At 64.2% G+C, this 16,363-nt stretch carries 11 protein-coding genes and 1 pseudogene; 8 read left to right on the top strand and 4 right to left on the bottom strand.

The genetic code is table 11. The features are described from left to right. Positions 1 to 122: 122 nt before the first annotated feature. The 4 genes from GV819_RS19880 (at position 123) to GV819_RS19895 (ending at position 7,053) form a co-directional block, all read left to right on the top strand. The gene (locus GV819_RS19880; RefSeq protein WP_161757754.1) at positions 123 to 1,883 is read left to right on the top strand and encodes an efflux transporter outer membrane subunit; all 1,761 of its coding nucleotides are present in this window, start codon (positions 123 to 125) and stop codon (positions 1,881 to 1,883) included. An 8-nt stretch (positions 1,884 to 1,891) separates the two neighbouring features. Further along, a complete protein-coding gene (locus GV819_RS19885) occupies positions 1,892 to 3,079 on the top strand; it encodes an efflux RND transporter periplasmic adaptor subunit (protein WP_161757755.1) in 1,188 nt (395 codons plus the stop codon). Positions 3,080 to 3,087: 8 nt separating this feature from the next. After that, a complete protein-coding gene (locus GV819_RS19890) occupies positions 3,088 to 6,165 on the top strand; it encodes an efflux RND transporter permease subunit (protein ID WP_161757756.1) in 3,078 nt (1,025 codons plus the stop codon). A 441-nt stretch (positions 6,166 to 6,606) separates the two neighbouring features. Beyond that, positions 6,607 to 7,053, top strand: a complete 447-nt coding sequence (locus tag GV819_RS19895; RefSeq protein WP_161757757.1) for a hypothetical protein — start codon at positions 6,607 to 6,609, stop codon at positions 7,051 to 7,053. A gap of 218 nt (positions 7,054 to 7,271) precedes the next feature. Here GV819_RS19895 and GV819_RS19900 read toward each other — a convergent pair. The 3 genes and pseudogenes from GV819_RS19900 to GV819_RS19910 form a co-directional block, all read right to left on the bottom strand. Next, a pseudogene (locus GV819_RS19900) lies at positions 7,272 to 7,527 on the bottom strand (TOBE domain-containing protein); the annotation flags it as partial. A 23-nt stretch (positions 7,528 to 7,550) separates the two neighbouring features. After that, positions 7,551 to 8,861 (bottom strand): NtaA/DmoA family FMN-dependent monooxygenase, encoded by a 1,311-nt coding sequence (locus GV819_RS19905; protein WP_161757758.1) that lies wholly within the window; start codon positions 8,859 to 8,861, stop codon positions 7,551 to 7,553. 75 nt (positions 8,862 to 8,936) lie between these two features. Beyond that, positions 8,937 to 11,021, bottom strand: coding sequence for a TonB-dependent receptor (locus GV819_RS19910; RefSeq protein ID WP_161757759.1), 2,085 nt, complete (start codon positions 11,019 to 11,021; stop codon positions 8,937 to 8,939). Between the two features lie 271 nt (positions 11,022 to 11,292). Here GV819_RS19910 and GV819_RS19915 point away from each other — a divergent pair, with 271 nt between their 5' ends. Next, entirely contained in the window at positions 11,293 to 12,078 is a 786-nt protein-coding gene (locus GV819_RS19915) for an IclR family transcriptional regulator (protein ID WP_178125081.1), read from the top strand. Positions 12,079 to 12,086: 8 nt separating this feature from the next. Here the strand turns inward: GV819_RS19915 and GV819_RS19920 are convergent, their stop codons facing one another. Then, positions 12,087 to 12,899, bottom strand: a complete 813-nt coding sequence (locus GV819_RS19920) for an ABC transporter ATP-binding protein (RefSeq protein WP_161757761.1) — start codon at positions 12,897 to 12,899, stop codon at positions 12,087 to 12,089. Positions 12,900 to 13,071: 172 nt separating this feature from the next. Here GV819_RS19920 and fepB point away from each other — a divergent pair, with 172 nt between their 5' ends. The 3 genes from fepB to GV819_RS19935 are packed head-to-tail and all read left to right on the top strand — an operon-like array spanning position 13,072 to position 16,058. Next, positions 13,072 to 13,977, top strand: coding sequence for a Fe2+-enterobactin ABC transporter substrate-binding protein (gene fepB, locus GV819_RS19925; protein ID WP_161757762.1), 906 nt, complete (start codon positions 13,072 to 13,074; stop codon positions 13,975 to 13,977). A gap of 3 nt (positions 13,978 to 13,980) precedes the next feature. After that, a complete protein-coding gene (locus tag GV819_RS19930) occupies positions 13,981 to 15,030 on the top strand; it encodes a FecCD family ABC transporter permease (protein WP_161757763.1) in 1,050 nt (349 codons plus the stop codon). Then, positions 15,030 to 16,058 (top strand): FecCD family ABC transporter permease, encoded by a 1,029-nt coding sequence (locus GV819_RS19935; protein WP_178125075.1) that lies wholly within the window; start codon positions 15,030 to 15,032, stop codon positions 16,056 to 16,058. Before GV819_RS19930 ends, GV819_RS19935 begins: the two co-directional genes overlap by 1 nt. The last annotated feature ends 305 nt before the right edge of the window (positions 16,059 to 16,363 follow it).

The raw sequence follows: 16,363 nt of genomic DNA on the forward strand, positions 1-16,363 counted from the left end.
TCATCAATTAACGTTCATTGCACCTCGCGCTACCCACTGCATGAGGCGGCGCCTGTCCAACTGTTGCGCCGGTATCCATATTCCCGTTGAAACAACTCACTGATTGCTCAATTAGAGAGAATATGAACAAGCAACAGCAGCCGCCCGTATTCCCTGGCGGCCGGCGACCTCGCAAGGACGACGGCGCCGGTCGAGAATCTTCTCGGCACACGCCACTGCTAGTTTTCGCCCTGTCCCCCTTGAGCCTGATCTGCATTGCGAGCCTCGCCGGCTGCACCGTGGGGCCGGACTTCGAGCGCCCCGACCTGACGAAAAATGCCGGCTACAGCGCAACGCCCCTGCCGCCGACCACCGCCTCGGCGCAGATTGCCGCCGGCGGCGCGGCGCAGCGGCTGGTGGCCGGAATGGACATCCCGGGGCAATGGTGGGCGCTGTTCCGCTCCCCGGAGCTGAATGCCCTGGTGGCCGAAGCGTTGCAGGCCAACCCCGACGTGACGGCCGCCCAGGCCGCGCTGCGCCAGGCCAATGAACAGGTATACGCCGAGCAGGCGTCGCTGTTTCCGTCCCTCAGCGCCTCGGCATCGAAAACCCGCGAGAAGGTCTCGGCGGCCAGCGCCCTGGGCTCCGCTGGCGCGGCGGCTTCCGGCGGCTCGTCGGCGCAGATCCTCACGGTCAACTCGGCGTCCCTGAGTGTCTCTTATGCCCCGGATGTGTTCGGCGGCACCCGCAGGCAAATCGAGTCCAGCAGCGCCCAGGCCGACTATGAGCGCTATCAGTTGGAGGCCACCTACCTGACCCTGAGTGCCAACGTGGTCAATACCGCCATCAGCCTGGCCTCGGTGCGTGACCAGATGGCCGCGACTGAAGCCGTGATCCAATTGCAGAGCGATCAGCTCGATCTGCTGCAGGCACAACGTCGGCTGGGAGCGATCGGCGACGGTGACGTGCTGACCCAGGAAGCGAGCCTGGCGCAGACCCGTGCCAGCTTGCCGCCCCTGCAAAAACAGCTGGCACAAACCCGCAACCAATTGCTGGCCTACCTCGGTCGTTTCCCCAACCAGGACCATGACGAACGTTTCCAACTGGCATCCCTGCACCTGCCACAGGAGCTACCGTTGAGCCTGCCCTCGGCGATTGTCGAGCAACGGCCCGACGTGCGTGCCGCCGAAGCCCAGTTGCATCAGGCCAGCGCCAATGTCGGCGTGGCCATCGCCAATCAGTTGCCACAGTTCAGCATCACCGGCTCGCTGGGCTCCACGGCGCTGAGCGGCACCAAGCTGTTCTCCTCCGGTACCGGAGTCTGGAGTCTGGCCGGTTCCATCGCCCAGCCGATCTTCGACGCCGGGGCCCTGGAACATCGCAAGCGCGCTGCAGTGGCGGCCTATGACGAGTCGGCCGCGCGCTATCGCAGCACGGTGATTGGCGCTTTCCAGGATGTGGCCAACGTACTGCGGGCGCTGCAAGCCGACGCCGACGCCCTGCAGCAGCAAGTGCTCGCCGAGAGTGCCGCGCGCCAGAGCCTGGATCTGGCTCAGGCGCAGTACCGCCTGGGAGCGGTGGGCTACCTGAACCTGCTCACCGCGCAGCAGGCCTACCAAAATGCAATTGTCAGCCGGGTCCGCGCCCAGGCCGCCCGCTACAGCGACAGCACCGCACTGTTCCAGGCCCTGGGCGGAGGCTGGTGGCAACGCAGCGATGTCGACCCGGCCACCGCCGGCAGCCCCGACCGTTTCGGCCTGCCGTCACTCGATGAAATCTATCCAGCCCGCGCGTCCAGCAACCGCGACCACGCTCAAGTCAAACAGGCACAGGCAGGCAGTGACCGGACCCAAGGTCCGGCGGATGCCACGGCGGCCACCCGACTTGCACCCTTGTCTCAGTGAGATCCGCCATGGCCGACGTCAACCCCGTCCCTTCCGCGCCCCAACAACCCGCGGCCCCAAAGCGTCGCCGCCTACTGTTGCCGATGCTGGTCATGCTCGGCGTGGTGCTGCTGATCGTCGCCGTGATCGGCGGGGTCAAGTTCAGCCAGATCTCCAAGCTCATCGCCCAGGGCAAGGTGCCCCTGCCACCGGCCGTGGTCACCGCGATCAAGGCGCCGTATGAAGAGTGGCAGCCGAGTGTCAGCGCCGTCGGCTCGATGAAGACGATGCGCGGAGTGGACGTCACCACCGAGGTCGGCGGGATCATTCGCAGCATCGGTTTCAAACCCGGCCAGGAAGTGGCAGCGGGCGACCTGCTGGTGCAGTTGAATGCCGACTCCGACATCGCCCAATTGCGCTCCCTGGAAGCCACCGCCAACCTCGCCGGTACCGTGCTCAAGCGCGACAAGGCGCAGTTGGCGGTGAATGCGGTGTCCCAGGCGCAAGTCGAGGCGGACGAAGCGGACCTGAAGGCCAAGCTCGCGGCCGCCGAGCAACAGCGTGCGCTGGTGGCGAAAAAAAGCATCCGCGCGCCCTTTGCCGGGCGCATCGGCATCACCGGGGTCAACCCCGGGCAGTACCTCAACCCCGGGGACAAGATCGCCAACCTGCAGACCTTCGACCCGATCTACATCGACTTCAACGTGCCCCAGGCCCAGGTGCAGGCGATTGCCATCGACCAGAGCGTGACGGTCACCGCGGACGGCCTGCCCAAGCAGACCTTCAGCGGCCGGGTCAGCTCCATCGATACCCAGTTCGACCCCAACACCCGCAACGTCACCGTCGAGGCCACCATCGACAACCCCAAGCGCAGCCTGGTGCCGGGCATGTTCGCCCGAGCCGTGGTCAGCTCCGGCACCACCCAGCGCTACCTGACCCTGCCCCAGACCTCGGTCACCTATAACCCCTATGGCACCACGGTGTTCATCGTCACCCAGCACAACAACGACCGCGGCGAAGTGGTGCTCACCGCGCAGCAGACCTTCATCGAAACCGGCCCGACCCGGGGCGACCAGGTGGCGGTGCTGTCCGGGGTCAAGGAAGGCGACCAGGTGATCACCAGTGGTCAGATGAAACTCAAGAACGGCTCGCCGGTGAAGATCGAGGAGCGTGACGCGCCCTTGAACGACCCGTCACCGACGCCCCAAGAACGCTAGGGCCTGCCATGAACTTCACCGATACCTTCATCAAGCGACCGGTCTGGGCGGTGGTGGTCTCGCTGTTCATCTTGATCCTGGGCCTGCGCTCGATCTTCGAGTTGCCGGTCAACCAGTGGCCGCGCACGGAAAACACCGTGGTCACCATCAGCACCTATTACTACGGCGCAGACGCGGCCACCGTGGCCGGCTTCATCACCCAGCCTTTGGAAGCCGCCATCGCCCAGGCCCAGGGCATCGACTACCTGTCCTCCACCAGCATCACCGGCCTGTCGACCATCACCGCGACCCTGCGCCTGAACTATGACTCGAGCAAGGCGCTGACCGAGATCAATACCCAGGTCAACTCGGTGAAGAACCAGCTGCCGGCCCAGGCCCAGGAGCCGGTGCTGACGGTGGCGGTCGGCCAGACCACGGATGCCATGTACCTGGGTTTCTACAGTGACACCCTGGCCACCAACAACATCACCGATTACCTGGTGCGGGTGGTCAAGCCCAAGCTCGACTCCCTGGAAGGCGTGCAGACGGCGGAGATCCTCGGCGGGCGCCAGTTCGCCCTGCGGGCCTGGCTTGATCCACACAAACTGGCGGCCCACAACGTCACCGCCCAGGACGTGGCCAGCGCCCTGACCAGCAACAACTACCTGTCCGCCGTGGGCTCGACCAAAGGCCAGATGATCACCGTGGACCTGACCGCCGGCACCGACCTGCACAGCGTGGATGAATTCAGGCGCCTGGTGGTCAAGCACAACGGCGACGCCCTGGTGCACCTGGAAGACCTGGGCACCGTCACCCTGGGCGCGGAAAACTACGACAGCAGCGTGGCCTTCTCCGGCAAGCGCTCGGTGTTCATCGGGATCAAGGCCGCACCCTCCGCCAACATCCTCAGTGTCGCCAGCAACGTGCGCAGTGTGTTCCCCGACCTGCAGTCGCAATTGCCGGCCGGGGTTCGCGGCGAGATCGTCTACGACTCCACCGCCTTCATCAACACCTCGATCAAGGAAGTGGTGAAGACCCTGCTGGAAGCCATGATCATCGTCTCGGTGGTGATCTACCTGTTCCTGGGTTCGTTCCGCGCGGTGATCGTGCCCCTGGTGGCGATCCCACTGTCGCTGATCGGCACCTTCTTCGTCATGTACCTGCTGGGCTACTCGATCAACCTGCTGACCCTGTTGGCGCTGGTGCTGGCCATCGGCCTGGTGGTCGACGACGCGATCATCGTGGTGGAGAACGTCGACCGGCATATCAAGGAAGAAGGCAAAGGCGTGCTGGACGCCGCGCTGCATGCGTCGCGTGAACTGGGCGGGCCGATCATCGCCATGACCGTGGTGCTGATTGCCGCCTACGTGCCCATCGGACTGCGCAGCGGCCTCACCGGGGCGCTGTTCAAGGAGTTCTGTTTCTCCCTGGCGGGCGCGGTGACCGTGTCGGCGGTGATCGCCCTGACCCTGTCGCCGATGATGACCTCACGGCTGTTCAAGAGCGACCAGGAGGAAGGCAAGTTCGCCAAGCGCCTGGACCGCTACTTCGACTGGCTGCGGGGTCGCTATCACCGGGTGCTGGCGGCCGGGCTGGACATCTGGCCGGTGCTGGTGACCTTCGGTTTCCTGCTGTTCCTGCTGGTGGCCGCCAGCGGCATGACCGCCAAGAGCGAGCTGTCGCCCACCGAGGACCAGGGCCTGGTGTTCATGCAGATCAAGGGCGCCCCCACCGCCTCGCCGCAGCAGATGGAACGGATCGCCGACCAGGCATTCCAGATTGCCAACAAGGAGCCCGAGTACCTGCAGATGTTCCAGCTGACCGGGCTGCCCTCACTGAACCAGGGGCTGGGCGGGGTGCTGCTCAAGTCCTGGGAGGATCGCAGCCGCTCCCAGGCCCAACTGATCCTCGACCTGCAGCAGAAGTGGAACCAGGTGCCCGGCGCCACCATCGCAGCCTTTCCCCTGCCGTCGCTGCCAGGGGCTCAAGGCTTGCCGGTGCAGTTCGTCATCACCACCACCGAGTCGGTGGCCAACCTCAACGAAGTGGCCCAGGCGGTGTTGGCCGAGGCGCAGAAACAGAAGCTGTTCTGGTTCTCCGACCTTGACCTCAAGCTCGACAAACCCCAGGCCAAACTGGTGGTGGACCGGGAGAAGATCGCCGCCCTGGGCATGACCCAGGCCGACGTCGGCGCCGCGCTGTCAGCGGCGCTGGGCGGCAACTACGTGAACTACTTCTCCACCGCCGGGCGCTCCTACAAGGTGATTCCCCAGGTGCTGCAGGTGGACCGCCTGAACCCGGACCAGATTCTCGACTACTACATCCGCACCCCGTCGGGGGCGATGATCCCGGCACGTACCGTGGCGCACATCGAGACCTCCACCGAGCCGGAATCGGTCAACCACTTCCAGCAACTCAACTCGGCCACCCTGTCTGGGGTCAGCGGGGTTTCTCAGGGCGAGCTGCTGGCCCGACTCAAGGGCATTCTCGAACAGGTGGCACCGTCCGGGTATTCCACCGACTATGCCGGTGAATCACGGCAATTCATCCAGGAATCCGGGGGCTTCGTCGGCCTGCTGCTGTTCTCGATCCTGATCGTCTACCTGGCCCTGGCGTTCCAGTTCGAAAGCTACCGCGACCCGGTGGTGATCCTGTTCTCGGTGCCACCGGCGCTGTTCGGTGCCCTGGCCTTCATCACCATGGGTTTCGCCTCGATCAACGTCTACACCCAGGTCGGGCTGGTGACGCTGCTGGGGCTGATCACCAAGCACGGGATCCTCATCGTGCAGTTCGCCAACGAATTGCAGCGCGCCGGCCACAGCAAGCGCGAGGCCATCGAAGAAGCCGCCGCGGTGCGCCTGCGGCCGATCCTGATGACCACCGCGGCCATGGTGCTGGGGGTGGTGCCGCTGGTCTGGGCCTCCGGCGCCGGCGCCGCGGGCCGCCACGACATGGGGCTGGTGATCTTCGCCGGGCTGTCCATCGGCACCCTGCTGACCCTGTTCATGGTGCCGGCCATGTACCTGTTTATTGGCACTACTCACCAGGGCACGGCCCATCCGGTGCAAGGCCCGGTATCAGGCGAGGACTTTGTGTCCAGGGCCTGAGCCGGCCCGGGGCCGGTAATGCACCCTACAACCCGCAAAGGCCATGGCAACCTGGCGCATGAGCCGATGGATTTCTGTTTATCCGCTATCGGTTGGTTTTGTAAGGCAAAGAGGCGAACACATCATCTCTGTGGATGGCAGCCGGGGCTCGCGCTCTGCCTCGTTGTCTCAGAACTGCGAGTTCTTTACTCGTCTGATCGATGCGCTACAGCGTTTCAACAGAGAACACGTTCAAGTTTCAATACAACAGAAACTGTCTTTCAACAATATTTCAGTCCATGGCGAACAACCTTGTGCCGAACACTTTCGGCCGTTCCCCCTAACAGCCGGACATTGCACTTTTTTTACAGAAAGCACATAAAAAAACGACACGCACTGACGATTGTAGCCAGCAGAAAACAATGCTAAACAAACCTGCAATCGGCCAAATGGACAACCTGGATGTTCACCCCAAACTTGCATCACAAGATGATCTTCGTCGGTTTTCTCTTGATATCCAGCAACCTCAAGGCCGACTCATTCTCTGGTGGCACTGGCTGGGGAAAATTTGCTCAAGCCTTGCTTGCGGTGAGCACCTGCCAAGACCGCTTGCTGGAAACGGAACGAGCGGCATGTTTCAAACGCAATGCCCGGCAGGCATGCCAATATGCCCCCGAAGGCATCGAGAAAGACAACTGCGTAAAGCAATATTCAGGTTATCCGACCCGGCCTGATCCAGATCCGTCAAAAAAACCTTCGCGAACTGCAGGTTCTCTGACGACAAATCATGTTCCAGGCGTTCTGGCGCCCTTTATCGGGACCGAGGCCAAATCGCAAAACTCCAAGCCCGACGAGTTCGATTCAAGAGTAAGAGTTCTCTTGTACGCCCCAAAGCCAGCGCAACTTTAATCAAAGCAGCAAGCATCCAGAACTGTTGCAAGCATGCCTGCATCGCAAACTGGATACTTTGCTTTCGGGCCACTACAACCAAGGGAGCCAAACGATGACCGCTGGTTCAGCCATCAGGCCTGCTCGGTAGAACCCAGAGTAGAAGGCCCAATAGCCGTTGCGCCCCGCCAGTGCCCCCAGCCAATGGCAGGACACGGGCCCACAAGTGCCAGTCGGACTCAGGCCGGCACGCCAAGAATGATGTGCGAAGCCTTGATCACTGCCTTAGCGCGGACGCCCGGGGCCAGGCCGAGTTCGGTCACGGCGTCGCGGGTGACGATGGAATACACCTGGCTGCCGCCGCTGAGTTCAAGCACCACCTCGGCATTCACCGCACCGTCGGTAACGCTGAGCACCTTGCCCTGCAGGCAGTTGCGGGCGGACGGTCATGAGCATCACCCAGGGTGCCTTGACCAGGGCCCGCGCCTCGGTGCCGGTGCATTCTCGGTTTCCCGGCGTCATCCCTGCTCTTGCAAGTGCTCCATGAAGGTGCTGGCGCTATAACGCTCGCGGAACAGCCCGACCTGCACCAATTGCGGCACCACTTGCTCAAGAAAGATATGCATCGAGTGGATCGAGCCACCCGGAGCGGCGATAAAACCGTCCATGGCACCGGACGCCGCCCAGTCGACGATCTGTTCGAAGGCGTCCTCGGCAGTGCCGATCACTTGCCAGTGGGCAGCGGAAATCACTTCCGGGCGCAGCAGCAACTCCTCCAGGCTCAGGGTTTCGCGCTCGATCAGGCGCCGCAGCAGATTGGTGTGGGTGCGGCTGCTGGGGTTATGCACCGGTGCGGGCAGGTCTGCCGCACTGATCGGCCGGTCCAGGGGCCAGTCACTGAGATCGAGGCCGATCATCTGCTTGATCGAGGCAAACTTGCGGGCCAGATCCGGGCGACCGTGGGTCTGCATGAACATCTCCCGCGCCTCCTCCCGGGTTGCTGCCAGGTACAGGCTCAGGCCTGGCAGCAAGCGGATGTCCTCGGGATTGCGACCGTGGCGCTCGGCACGCCGGGACAAGTCACGACGCAGCTCCAGCGCCGCGTCCTTGTCCGGTGTCGGGGCGAATACCAGGTCGGCCACCGAGGCGGCGAAGTCGCGGCCGGTATCCGAGGCGCCGGCCTGGATCAGGGGGATCCGCGCGCCGCCATAGGCCGGCAGGTTGAGCGGGCCGCGGACCTTGAAATGCGCCCCATCATGCGCCACCGGATGCACCTTGGAGCGGTCGGCATAGCGACCGTTCTCGCGGTCGAGCAGCAGCGCTTCGTTGGGATAGCTGGCCCACAAGTCATGCACCAGGCGGGTGAACTCGGCTGCCCGGGCGTAACGTTGATCCGCGCTGGGCATGGCGTCCAGGCCGAAATTCTCGTGGCCCTGCAGCGCGGTGACAATGTTCCAGCCGGCGCGGCCGTTGCTCACCCAGTGCAGCGATTGCAGCTGGCGGGCCACCACATAGGGCGGAAAAAAGGTGGTGGAAACCGTGGACACCAGGCCGATATGCGAGGTCTCCCGGGCGACGGCGGCCAGCAGCACCGTGGGGTCGAGGCTGGCAAAACCCGAGCCGCTTTCCAGGCCGTCCATGTTCAGGCAACTGACGTCGGGGCGGAACACGAAGTCCAGGTGCGCGGCCTCCGAGCGCTTGGCGATGTCCACCGCGAAGTCGGCGCTGTAGATCCCTTCGATATTGCTGCCCGGTTGGCGCCACGCATCGCCGCTGAGCCAGGTGGGGGCCAGGGACATGCCGATATGCAGGCGTTTGCGATTACTCATCTGTTGCCAATCTCCTGTGGTGCAATGAAAGCCGGCCAGCCGCTGAAGGGGCGCCAGCCTTGAGTCATGGGGTGATCAGAAGCTGCCCTTGACCCCGATGCCCAGGGTGCGCGGCTGGGTCATGCTGGCTTCGATTCCGCCGATGCCACGGTTCTGCTGCATGTAGGTCGGCGAGCGATCGTCGAAGACGTTCTTCACGTAGCCGTAGAGCTGCACCTGCTCACTGAAGCGATAACTCATGCGCGCATCGGTGAGGGTGTAAGGCTTGATCGAATAGCTCGAGGTGTTCGCCACATCGGAGTAGTAGCCATCCAGGTAACGCACCTGGGCATTGAGGTTCAGGCGCTCGGTGATGTCCCAACTGGGGCCGAAGCTCAGGGTATAGCCCGGCGAGCGGGCAAACTCGTTATGGGCGTAGCCTGCATTGCTGGAGATCTTGTCGATGCGGGTACGCAATGTCCCGGCGCTGGCCTTGAGCCGCAGGTTGTCCAGCACACGGTAGTCGAAGTCCAACTCCAGGCCATAGGCGTGAGCCTTCTCGGCGTTGATCGTGTAGGACTGGGCGACCCCCGGGGAAATCACCACCGGAATGTTGTACTGGGCATCCTTGAGATCCATGTAGAACAGGTTGGTGTTGATCAGCAGCCGGTCGTCCAAGAGGCTCGCGCGGCTGAACAGCTCATAGTTCCAGATCGACTCTTCCTTGAAGTAGGCCCACTGCCGGGTGCTCAGGTTCAGCGACACGCCTCCCGGGTTGTAGCCGCGACTGACCAGGCCACCCACCGTCCACTGCGGGGTCGCGGCATAGGCCAGGGACACCTTGGGCAGCAACGCCGAGAAGGTCTTGTCGTAGTTCAGCGCCCGAGGCGCCAGCACCGAGTTGCCGGTGCGCTCGACACGGTCCTCCTGGTAACGCAAGCCGCTACTCAGGGTCCAGAGATCGCTGAGCCGGTAGTTCAACTCACCAAAGATCCCCAGGTTGGTCTTGGTGTCGTCGAAGGCCGAGCGGCCCATCAGGGTCAGGGTTTCATCGGTGCGGGTACGGGCGTAGTAGATACCGCCCATGCCGCTGAGCACATCCTCTTGCCCGCCGAAGGTCAGGCGCGATTCGTTGGAGCCGTTCTTCTGGTGGATGTTCGCATCGCCCTCGCCCGCGGCGCCGGTAACCCGTTGCACCGACGACAGCGAATACTGCGCCTGGTTGAACAGCTTGATGCCGTTGCCCAGGTCATAGGAGACATCGAGGATGCTGGTGTTGGTGTCCTGCTCCCAGGACGGCATGGTGGTGGTCCGGTGTTCGAGCTTGTGGTACGGCGCCGAGGCGGCCTCCTGGGTCGGGCGGTTGCTGTCGTTGTGGGCAAAGGTGAACTGGCTTTCCAGGCCCGGGATATTGCTCGGCAGCCATAACAGTTTGGCCCGGGCATTGAGGTTGCGGAAATCCTGGTCGGTCTTGTTGCCCTGGAAGCGCGGGTTGCTGTAGTCGATGAAGGTGTCACGCGAGGAGTAGTCCACCGCCAGGCGCCCGGCGAAATCCTCGACCAAGGGCCCGGATACCGCGACCGAGCTGCGCCGCGTCTGGTAGCTGCCGATCTCCGCCTGGTAGGCCGCCTCGGGGGTGAAGGTGGGGTTCTTGGTGTTGACAATGATCGCCCCGGCAATCGCGTTGGCCCCTTGGGAGGTGGTCTGTGGACCGCGGAAGACTTCAATGCTGTCGACATCCCAGACCGAGGTCGCGCCGAAGAACATCTCGTTGTAGTTCAGGTAGTGCCCGTCGAGGTTGATCGTCGCCCGGGGCACGGTGCCGCCCCAGAACACGTTCTGCCCGTTGTTCGGACCCTGGGTGTCCTGGCCACGAATGATCGGGGCGCCGACCGAATCGGTGTAGATCACGTTGGGCATGCCATTGATGACCTCGGACACCGACGAGTCACCGGTCTTGTTCAGGTCGAGGTCCTTGTCGGTGAGGATGGAAACGGACGACGCGGTGTTCTTCATGCCGCGTTCCAGCTTCTCGCCGGTCACCACCTGAGCGTCGAGGGCCAAGCTGCCCTTTTGCCCAACCTCGGACTCCTCGGCCATCAACGGCGGGGTCGCCAGCAGAGTGGACAAGGTGAAAACGCCAATACCGTGACTCAATGTGCGATGCGTAAGGGCCATCAAGGCCTCCCTCCAAATGAGAATGATCCTCTTTAGCGATAAGGCTATCACGCAACCACAGCATTCCTCAATAAGGAATGAATTCCACAAAACGGAATGATCTACACTTTTTGGCCAGAGACATTTGCGCGTCCCTGGCGGACCGCGGAACCGGTATCATGGCCGCCGCTAGCGCCATCGCCGCGCGGGCCGCAGCCTGCGGCCATGACCGCAGCCAGACATTGGTGAGGAGACCAAGCCGTTGAACACTTCACAGCCCCCACTGGATGACACCCTGGATTCAGTACCGGAAAAGCGTTCCGGGGTGATCCAGTCGGTGTCGATTGCCGCGCGCTTTCTCAATACCCTGGCCAATGCCGAGAGCGAACTGGCCCTGGGTGAAGTGGCCCGACGGACCGGTACCGGCGGTTCCACCGCCCACCGCTACCTGCAAAGCCTGGTCAAGGAAGGGCTGGCCAAGCAGGACCCGGTCAGCGGCCTTTACGACCTGGGACCGGCGGCACTGAGCATCGGCCTCGGCGCGCTGAAACGCATCGATGCCGTGGACATTGCCGCCCAGCACATGAAATCCCTGGCCCAGCGGCATGCCGCCAGCGGTGGCGTAGCGATCTGGACCGACCGCGGGCCGACCCTGGTGCGCTGGTACCGCAGCGCCTATTTCTCGATCAATCCGCTGGCCCTGGGGGACATCCTGCCCATCGACAATACTGCCTGCGGCCTGGTGTTCCAGGCGTTCCTGCCCAAGGCCAGCATCGACGCCGCACGCAAGCAGCAGCCGGCACACTTTCGCGGCAGCCCACCGAGCAACGCGGTGCTGGACGAAGTGCGACACAAGCACTGGGCCGAGTTGACCAGCCACCTGCTGTCCAACGTCACCGGGCAAGCCGCGCCCGTGTTCGATGCCCAGCAGGAAATCGTCTGCGTGATGACCACCGTCACCGACCTGGGGCAATTGCAGGCCCCGCAAGATCGCGAAGCACTGTTCCATGAAGCCGGCCTGGTCAATCAGGCCACCGGCGGGAGCTGGGCCCTTCAGGCAGCGAACCCGCGGCAACACTGAGTCGAGATTCAGGCAGGGGCCGGCGCCGCACCGAGCACCTCGGCCCGGCCTTTGGGCACCATCAGCGGCGTGCCGCTGACCGGGTCGCGGATGATCACCGAGGCCAGCCCGAATACCTCCTCCACCAGGGCCTCGGTGAAGATCGTCATTGGCTCGCCCTGGGCCACAATGGCACCGTCACGCAGGGCGATCAGGTGGCTGGCATAGCGGCAGGCCTGGTTCAGGTCGTGGAGTACCGCAACGATGGTGCGCCCCTGGCGGTTGAGCTCGGCGAGCAGTTCCAGCAACTCGATCTGGTGGACGATATCCAGGTAGGTGGTGGGCTCGTCCAGCAGCAGGATGGGTGTCTCCTGGGCCAGCACCATGGCAATCCACACCCGCTGCCGCTGCCCACCGGACAATTCGTCCAGCAACCGGTCAGCCAACTCGCTGACCCGGGTCGCGGCCATCGCCCCGAGCACCGCCCGCTCATCCTCTTTCGACCACTGGCGCAGGAACGACTGGTGCGGATAGCGCCCGCGAGCCACCAGGTCGGCGACCGTGATCCCGTCCGGTGCCTGGGCGCTTTGCGGCAACAGGCCCAGACGCCGGGCAACTTCCCGGGCCGGCAGTTGGCGGATGTCCTGCCCGTCCAGCAGCACCTGGCCCTTGGTCGGGGCCAACAGCCGCGACAGGGCTGCCAGCAAGGTGGATTTGCCGCAGGCATTGGGTCCGACGATGACCGTGAAGGAGCCATCGGGAATGGTCAGGGACAGATCCTGGGAAATGATTCGCGCAGCGTGGCGCAAAGTCACGGCATCCGCGTGCAAACGGTGAGTCATGGGCTGGTTTTCCTCGTGGGCCTGACGGTTGCAGCATTGCAATTGTGGAATGGATTCTACAATATGGAACGAATTGCATGAGAAGCATTAGCATATACACGCTAAAGCCCAGGCCCTTCAATCCGCATCGAAAGCGCCTTGCCCGTGCCCCACTCACCGCCCCAACGGATCGATGATGAACCCACGCCTTCCCGCCCGGCTGCTCAGCGCAGCGGTCCTGGTCCTGTCCAGCCAACTTGCGCTGGCCGCTGCCACGGCCCCTGCACGCATTGTCTCCACCAGTCCCAGTGTCACTGGCATCCTGCTGGCCATGGATGCGCCCTTGGTGGCCAGCGCCGCCACCACTCCCAGCCGCCTCACCGATGACCGCGGGTTCTTTTCCCAATGGGCGAACATCGCCGAGCAACGACATGTGCAAGTGCTGTACCGCAACCTGCAATTCGACATCGAGGCAGTGATCGCCAGTGACCCCGATCTGCTGGTGGTTTCCGCTACCGGGGCCGACAGCGTTGTCGCCCAGCGCAGCGAGCTTGAGGCCCAGGGCATCAATACCCTGGTGGTGGACTACTCGAACCAGAGCTGGCAGGACATTGCCAGCGAACTGGGCCAGCGCACCGGGCTGCAGAAACAGGCCCAGGCAGCGATCCAGCGTTTTGACCAATACGCCGCGGACACCGCCGCCAGCATCACTCCGGCACCCGGCCCCGTCAGCGTGGTGGGCTACAACATCGCCGGCAGCTACTCCATTGGTCGCCTCAGCAGCCCCCAGGCCCGCCTGCTCGGCACCCTCGGGTTCAAGGTGGCGGAGTTGCCCCAGGCCCTGACCGCAAAGGTCACCCGTGCCTCGGACTTCCAGTTCATCTCCCGGGAAAACCTGCCGGCGGCAATCACCGGCGACAGCGTGTTTCTCCTCAGCGCCAACGACCGCGACGTGCAAGCATTTCTCGCCGACCCGGTGCTGGCCAACCTGCCAGCGGTGATCCACAAGCGAGTCTATGCCCTGGGGCCAAGCTCGTTCCGAATCGACTATTACTCGGGACGGCAGATGATCGACGCCGTCGCCGCGCACTTTCGCTAGCCCATGAGCCTGCTTGTCCAAGGCCTCGCCGCGCCCTTGCCACGGCGCCGTCACTTGCGCGCCCGCACCTGGGGCCTGCTGGCCGGGCTGATGCTATTGGGCCTGCTGGCCCTGCTGAGCCTGGCAATCGGTTCGCGATCCATTCCCCTGAGTGTGACCTGGCAGGCCCTGCACGCTGCCGACCTGCACAACGACCAGCACCTGATCCTGCGGGAGCTGCGCCTGCCACGGACCCTGATCGCCCTGCTGGCCGGGCTGGCCCTGGGAGTGGCGGGCGCGGTGATGCAGGCGGTGACCCGTAATCCCCTCGCCGAACCCGGCCTGCTGGGGATCAACGCCGGTGCGGCCCTGGCGGTGATCATCGGCGTGGCACTGCTGGATCTGACGAGCATGGCCCAGTACCTGTGGCTGGCGTTCTTCGGCGCCGGGCTGGCGGGCATCGTCGTGTTCCTGCTGGGCCAGGCCCACGAGACTGGGACCAATCCAGTGCGTTTGGTGCTGGCCGGTGCCGGGTTATCGGTGATGCTCACCTCGCTGACCGGGATCCTGGTGCTCAACAGCCCGCCCGAGGTTTTCGATCACTTTCGCCATTGGGCCTCGGGGTCGCTGTCCGGCAGTGGCTTCGCCCTGTTGCCGGTGCCTGCCCTGGCAATCGCCGGCGGCCTGGCCGTAGCCCTGGGCATTGGCGCCCAACTCAATGCCCTGGCATTGGGTCAGGACCTGGGCCGCTCGCTGGGGGTGAACCTGCGCCTGACCTGGCTGCTGGCCTGCCTGGCGGTGATGCTGCTGGCCGGTGCGGCCACTGCCGTGGCCGGGCCCATCGGCTTCGTCGGCCTGGTGGCGCCGCACCTGGCACGGATGCTGGTGGGCCCGGACTACCGCTGGATCCTGCCCTACTCGGCACTGCTGGCCGCCGGCCTGCTGCTGGGGGCCGACGTACTTGGCCGAGTGCTGGCCGCACCGGAGGAAATCGCCGCCGGAATCATCACCCTGCTGCTGGGCGGCCCCTGCTTCATCCTTCTGGTCAGGCGCTTTCGCCTGAGCCGACTGTGATGCCGCGCAACGCCCTGCGCATGGGCACCCGCTCCTTGCGCTGGCAGCCACGCACGGCGCTGGTCTGTGCATTGCTGGTGCTGCTGGCGCTGCTGCTGTGGGCTTGGTTGCTGGGCACGGGCAGCCTGGCCCTGACACCGGGCGAAGTGCTGGCCAGTCTCCTCGGCCAGGGCCAGGACCCTACCGCCCAACGGGTCATCCATCGTGTGCGCCTGCCCCGGGCACTCACCGCAACCTTGGTAGGCGCGGCCCTGGGCATGGCCGGGGCGATCTTCCAGTCGATCTCGCGCAATGCCCTGGGCTCGCCGGACGTCATCGGTTTCACCACCGGCGCCGCCAGTGGCGCGATTGTGCAAATCATGCTGTTCGATTCAGGGCCCCTGGCCACCTCCCTGGCGGCAGTGATCGCCGGCCTGTGCACTGCCCTGCTGGTGCTCATGCTGGCAAGAAAAGGCGGTACCAGTGGTGGCTATCGCCTGGTGCTGATCGGAATCGGCGTGGGCGCCAGCCTGTCGGGCCTGAACAGTATCCTGCTGGTCAGCGGCAACCTCGACCAGGCGATGTTCGCCCAGCTCTGGCTGGCTGGTTCGCTGAATACCCGGACCTGGTCCCATGTATTGCCGGCGGCCCTGGGCCTACTGGCCATCGCCCCGCTGGCCCTGTACCACGCGCGCCGCATCAACCTGCTGGAAATGGGCGACGCCGCGGCCACACAACTAGGGGTTGCGGTGGAGCGTACGCGGCTGATCATGGTCCTGGCCGCTGTCGGCTTGACCGCCGTCGCCACCGCCGCCGCAGGGCCCATCGCCTTTATCGCCCTGGCCGGCCCGCAACTGGCCAGGCGCCTGACCCGCTCCGCCGAAGTGCCGCTGGTATCCGGCGCACTAATGGGTGCGGTACTGCTGCTGGCCGCTGACCTGCTCAGCCAGCGCTTGGCCCTGCACGCCAACCTGCCGATCGGCCTGATGACCGGCTTGCTGGGAGGGTTTTATCTGCTGTGGCTGCTGGTGCGCAGCCGGCGGGTGTGAGCCTGGGCTTCATGAGGGGGCTCGAACGGTAACGACTGCGAAGTCTTCCAGAGACCTCTGCTCGCGCATAGCCCATGAACCTCAGCAAACGCCCGGTCGATCGGCACACCGGCAAATCCCTGCCCGGTGGTTGAAGTCACCTGCTGGCAGCCGATGATTGTCGATGCAGAACGCGGCAGGAATGTGATGAAGAATGAAGCCTGGGAGATCGCGGGCACAAATATCGCTATGATCGCCAGCCCCGCCCTGCTCCACGCAGGCGAGGTTGGATCGAGGGGCTGGGACCGGCCCTGAAACAAAACCAC

Source organism: Pseudomonas sp. Fl5BN2 (assembly GCF_009908205.1).
Taxonomy (GTDB): Bacteria; Pseudomonadota; Gammaproteobacteria; order Pseudomonadales; family Pseudomonadaceae; genus Aquipseudomonas.

Coding starts and splice junctions, on each gene's coding strand:
- GV819_RS19880 (WP_161757754.1), top strand. CDS start 123: ATGAACAAGCAACAGCAGCCGCCCGTATTCCCTGGCGGCCGGCGACCT.
- GV819_RS19885 (WP_161757755.1), top strand. CDS start 1,892: ATGGCCGACGTCAACCCCGTCCCTTCCGCGCCCCAACAACCCGCGGCC.
- GV819_RS19890 (WP_161757756.1), top strand. CDS start 3,088: ATGAACTTCACCGATACCTTCATCAAGCGACCGGTCTGGGCGGTGGTG.
- GV819_RS19895 (WP_161757757.1), top strand. CDS start 6,607: ATGTTCACCCCAAACTTGCATCACAAGATGATCTTCGTCGGTTTTCTC.
- GV819_RS19905 (WP_161757758.1), bottom strand. CDS start 8,861: ATGAGTAATCGCAAACGCCTGCATATCGGCATGTCCCTGGCCCCCACC.
- GV819_RS19920 (WP_161757761.1), bottom strand. CDS start 12,899: ATGACTCACCGTTTGCACGCGGATGCCGTGACTTTGCGCCACGCTGCG.
- fepB (WP_161757762.1), top strand. CDS start 13,072: ATGATGAACCCACGCCTTCCCGCCCGGCTGCTCAGCGCAGCGGTCCTG.
- GV819_RS19930 (WP_161757763.1), top strand. CDS start 13,981: ATGAGCCTGCTTGTCCAAGGCCTCGCCGCGCCCTTGCCACGGCGCCGT.
- GV819_RS19935 (WP_178125075.1), top strand. CDS start 15,030: ATGCCGCGCAACGCCCTGCGCATGGGCACCCGCTCCTTGCGCTGGCAG.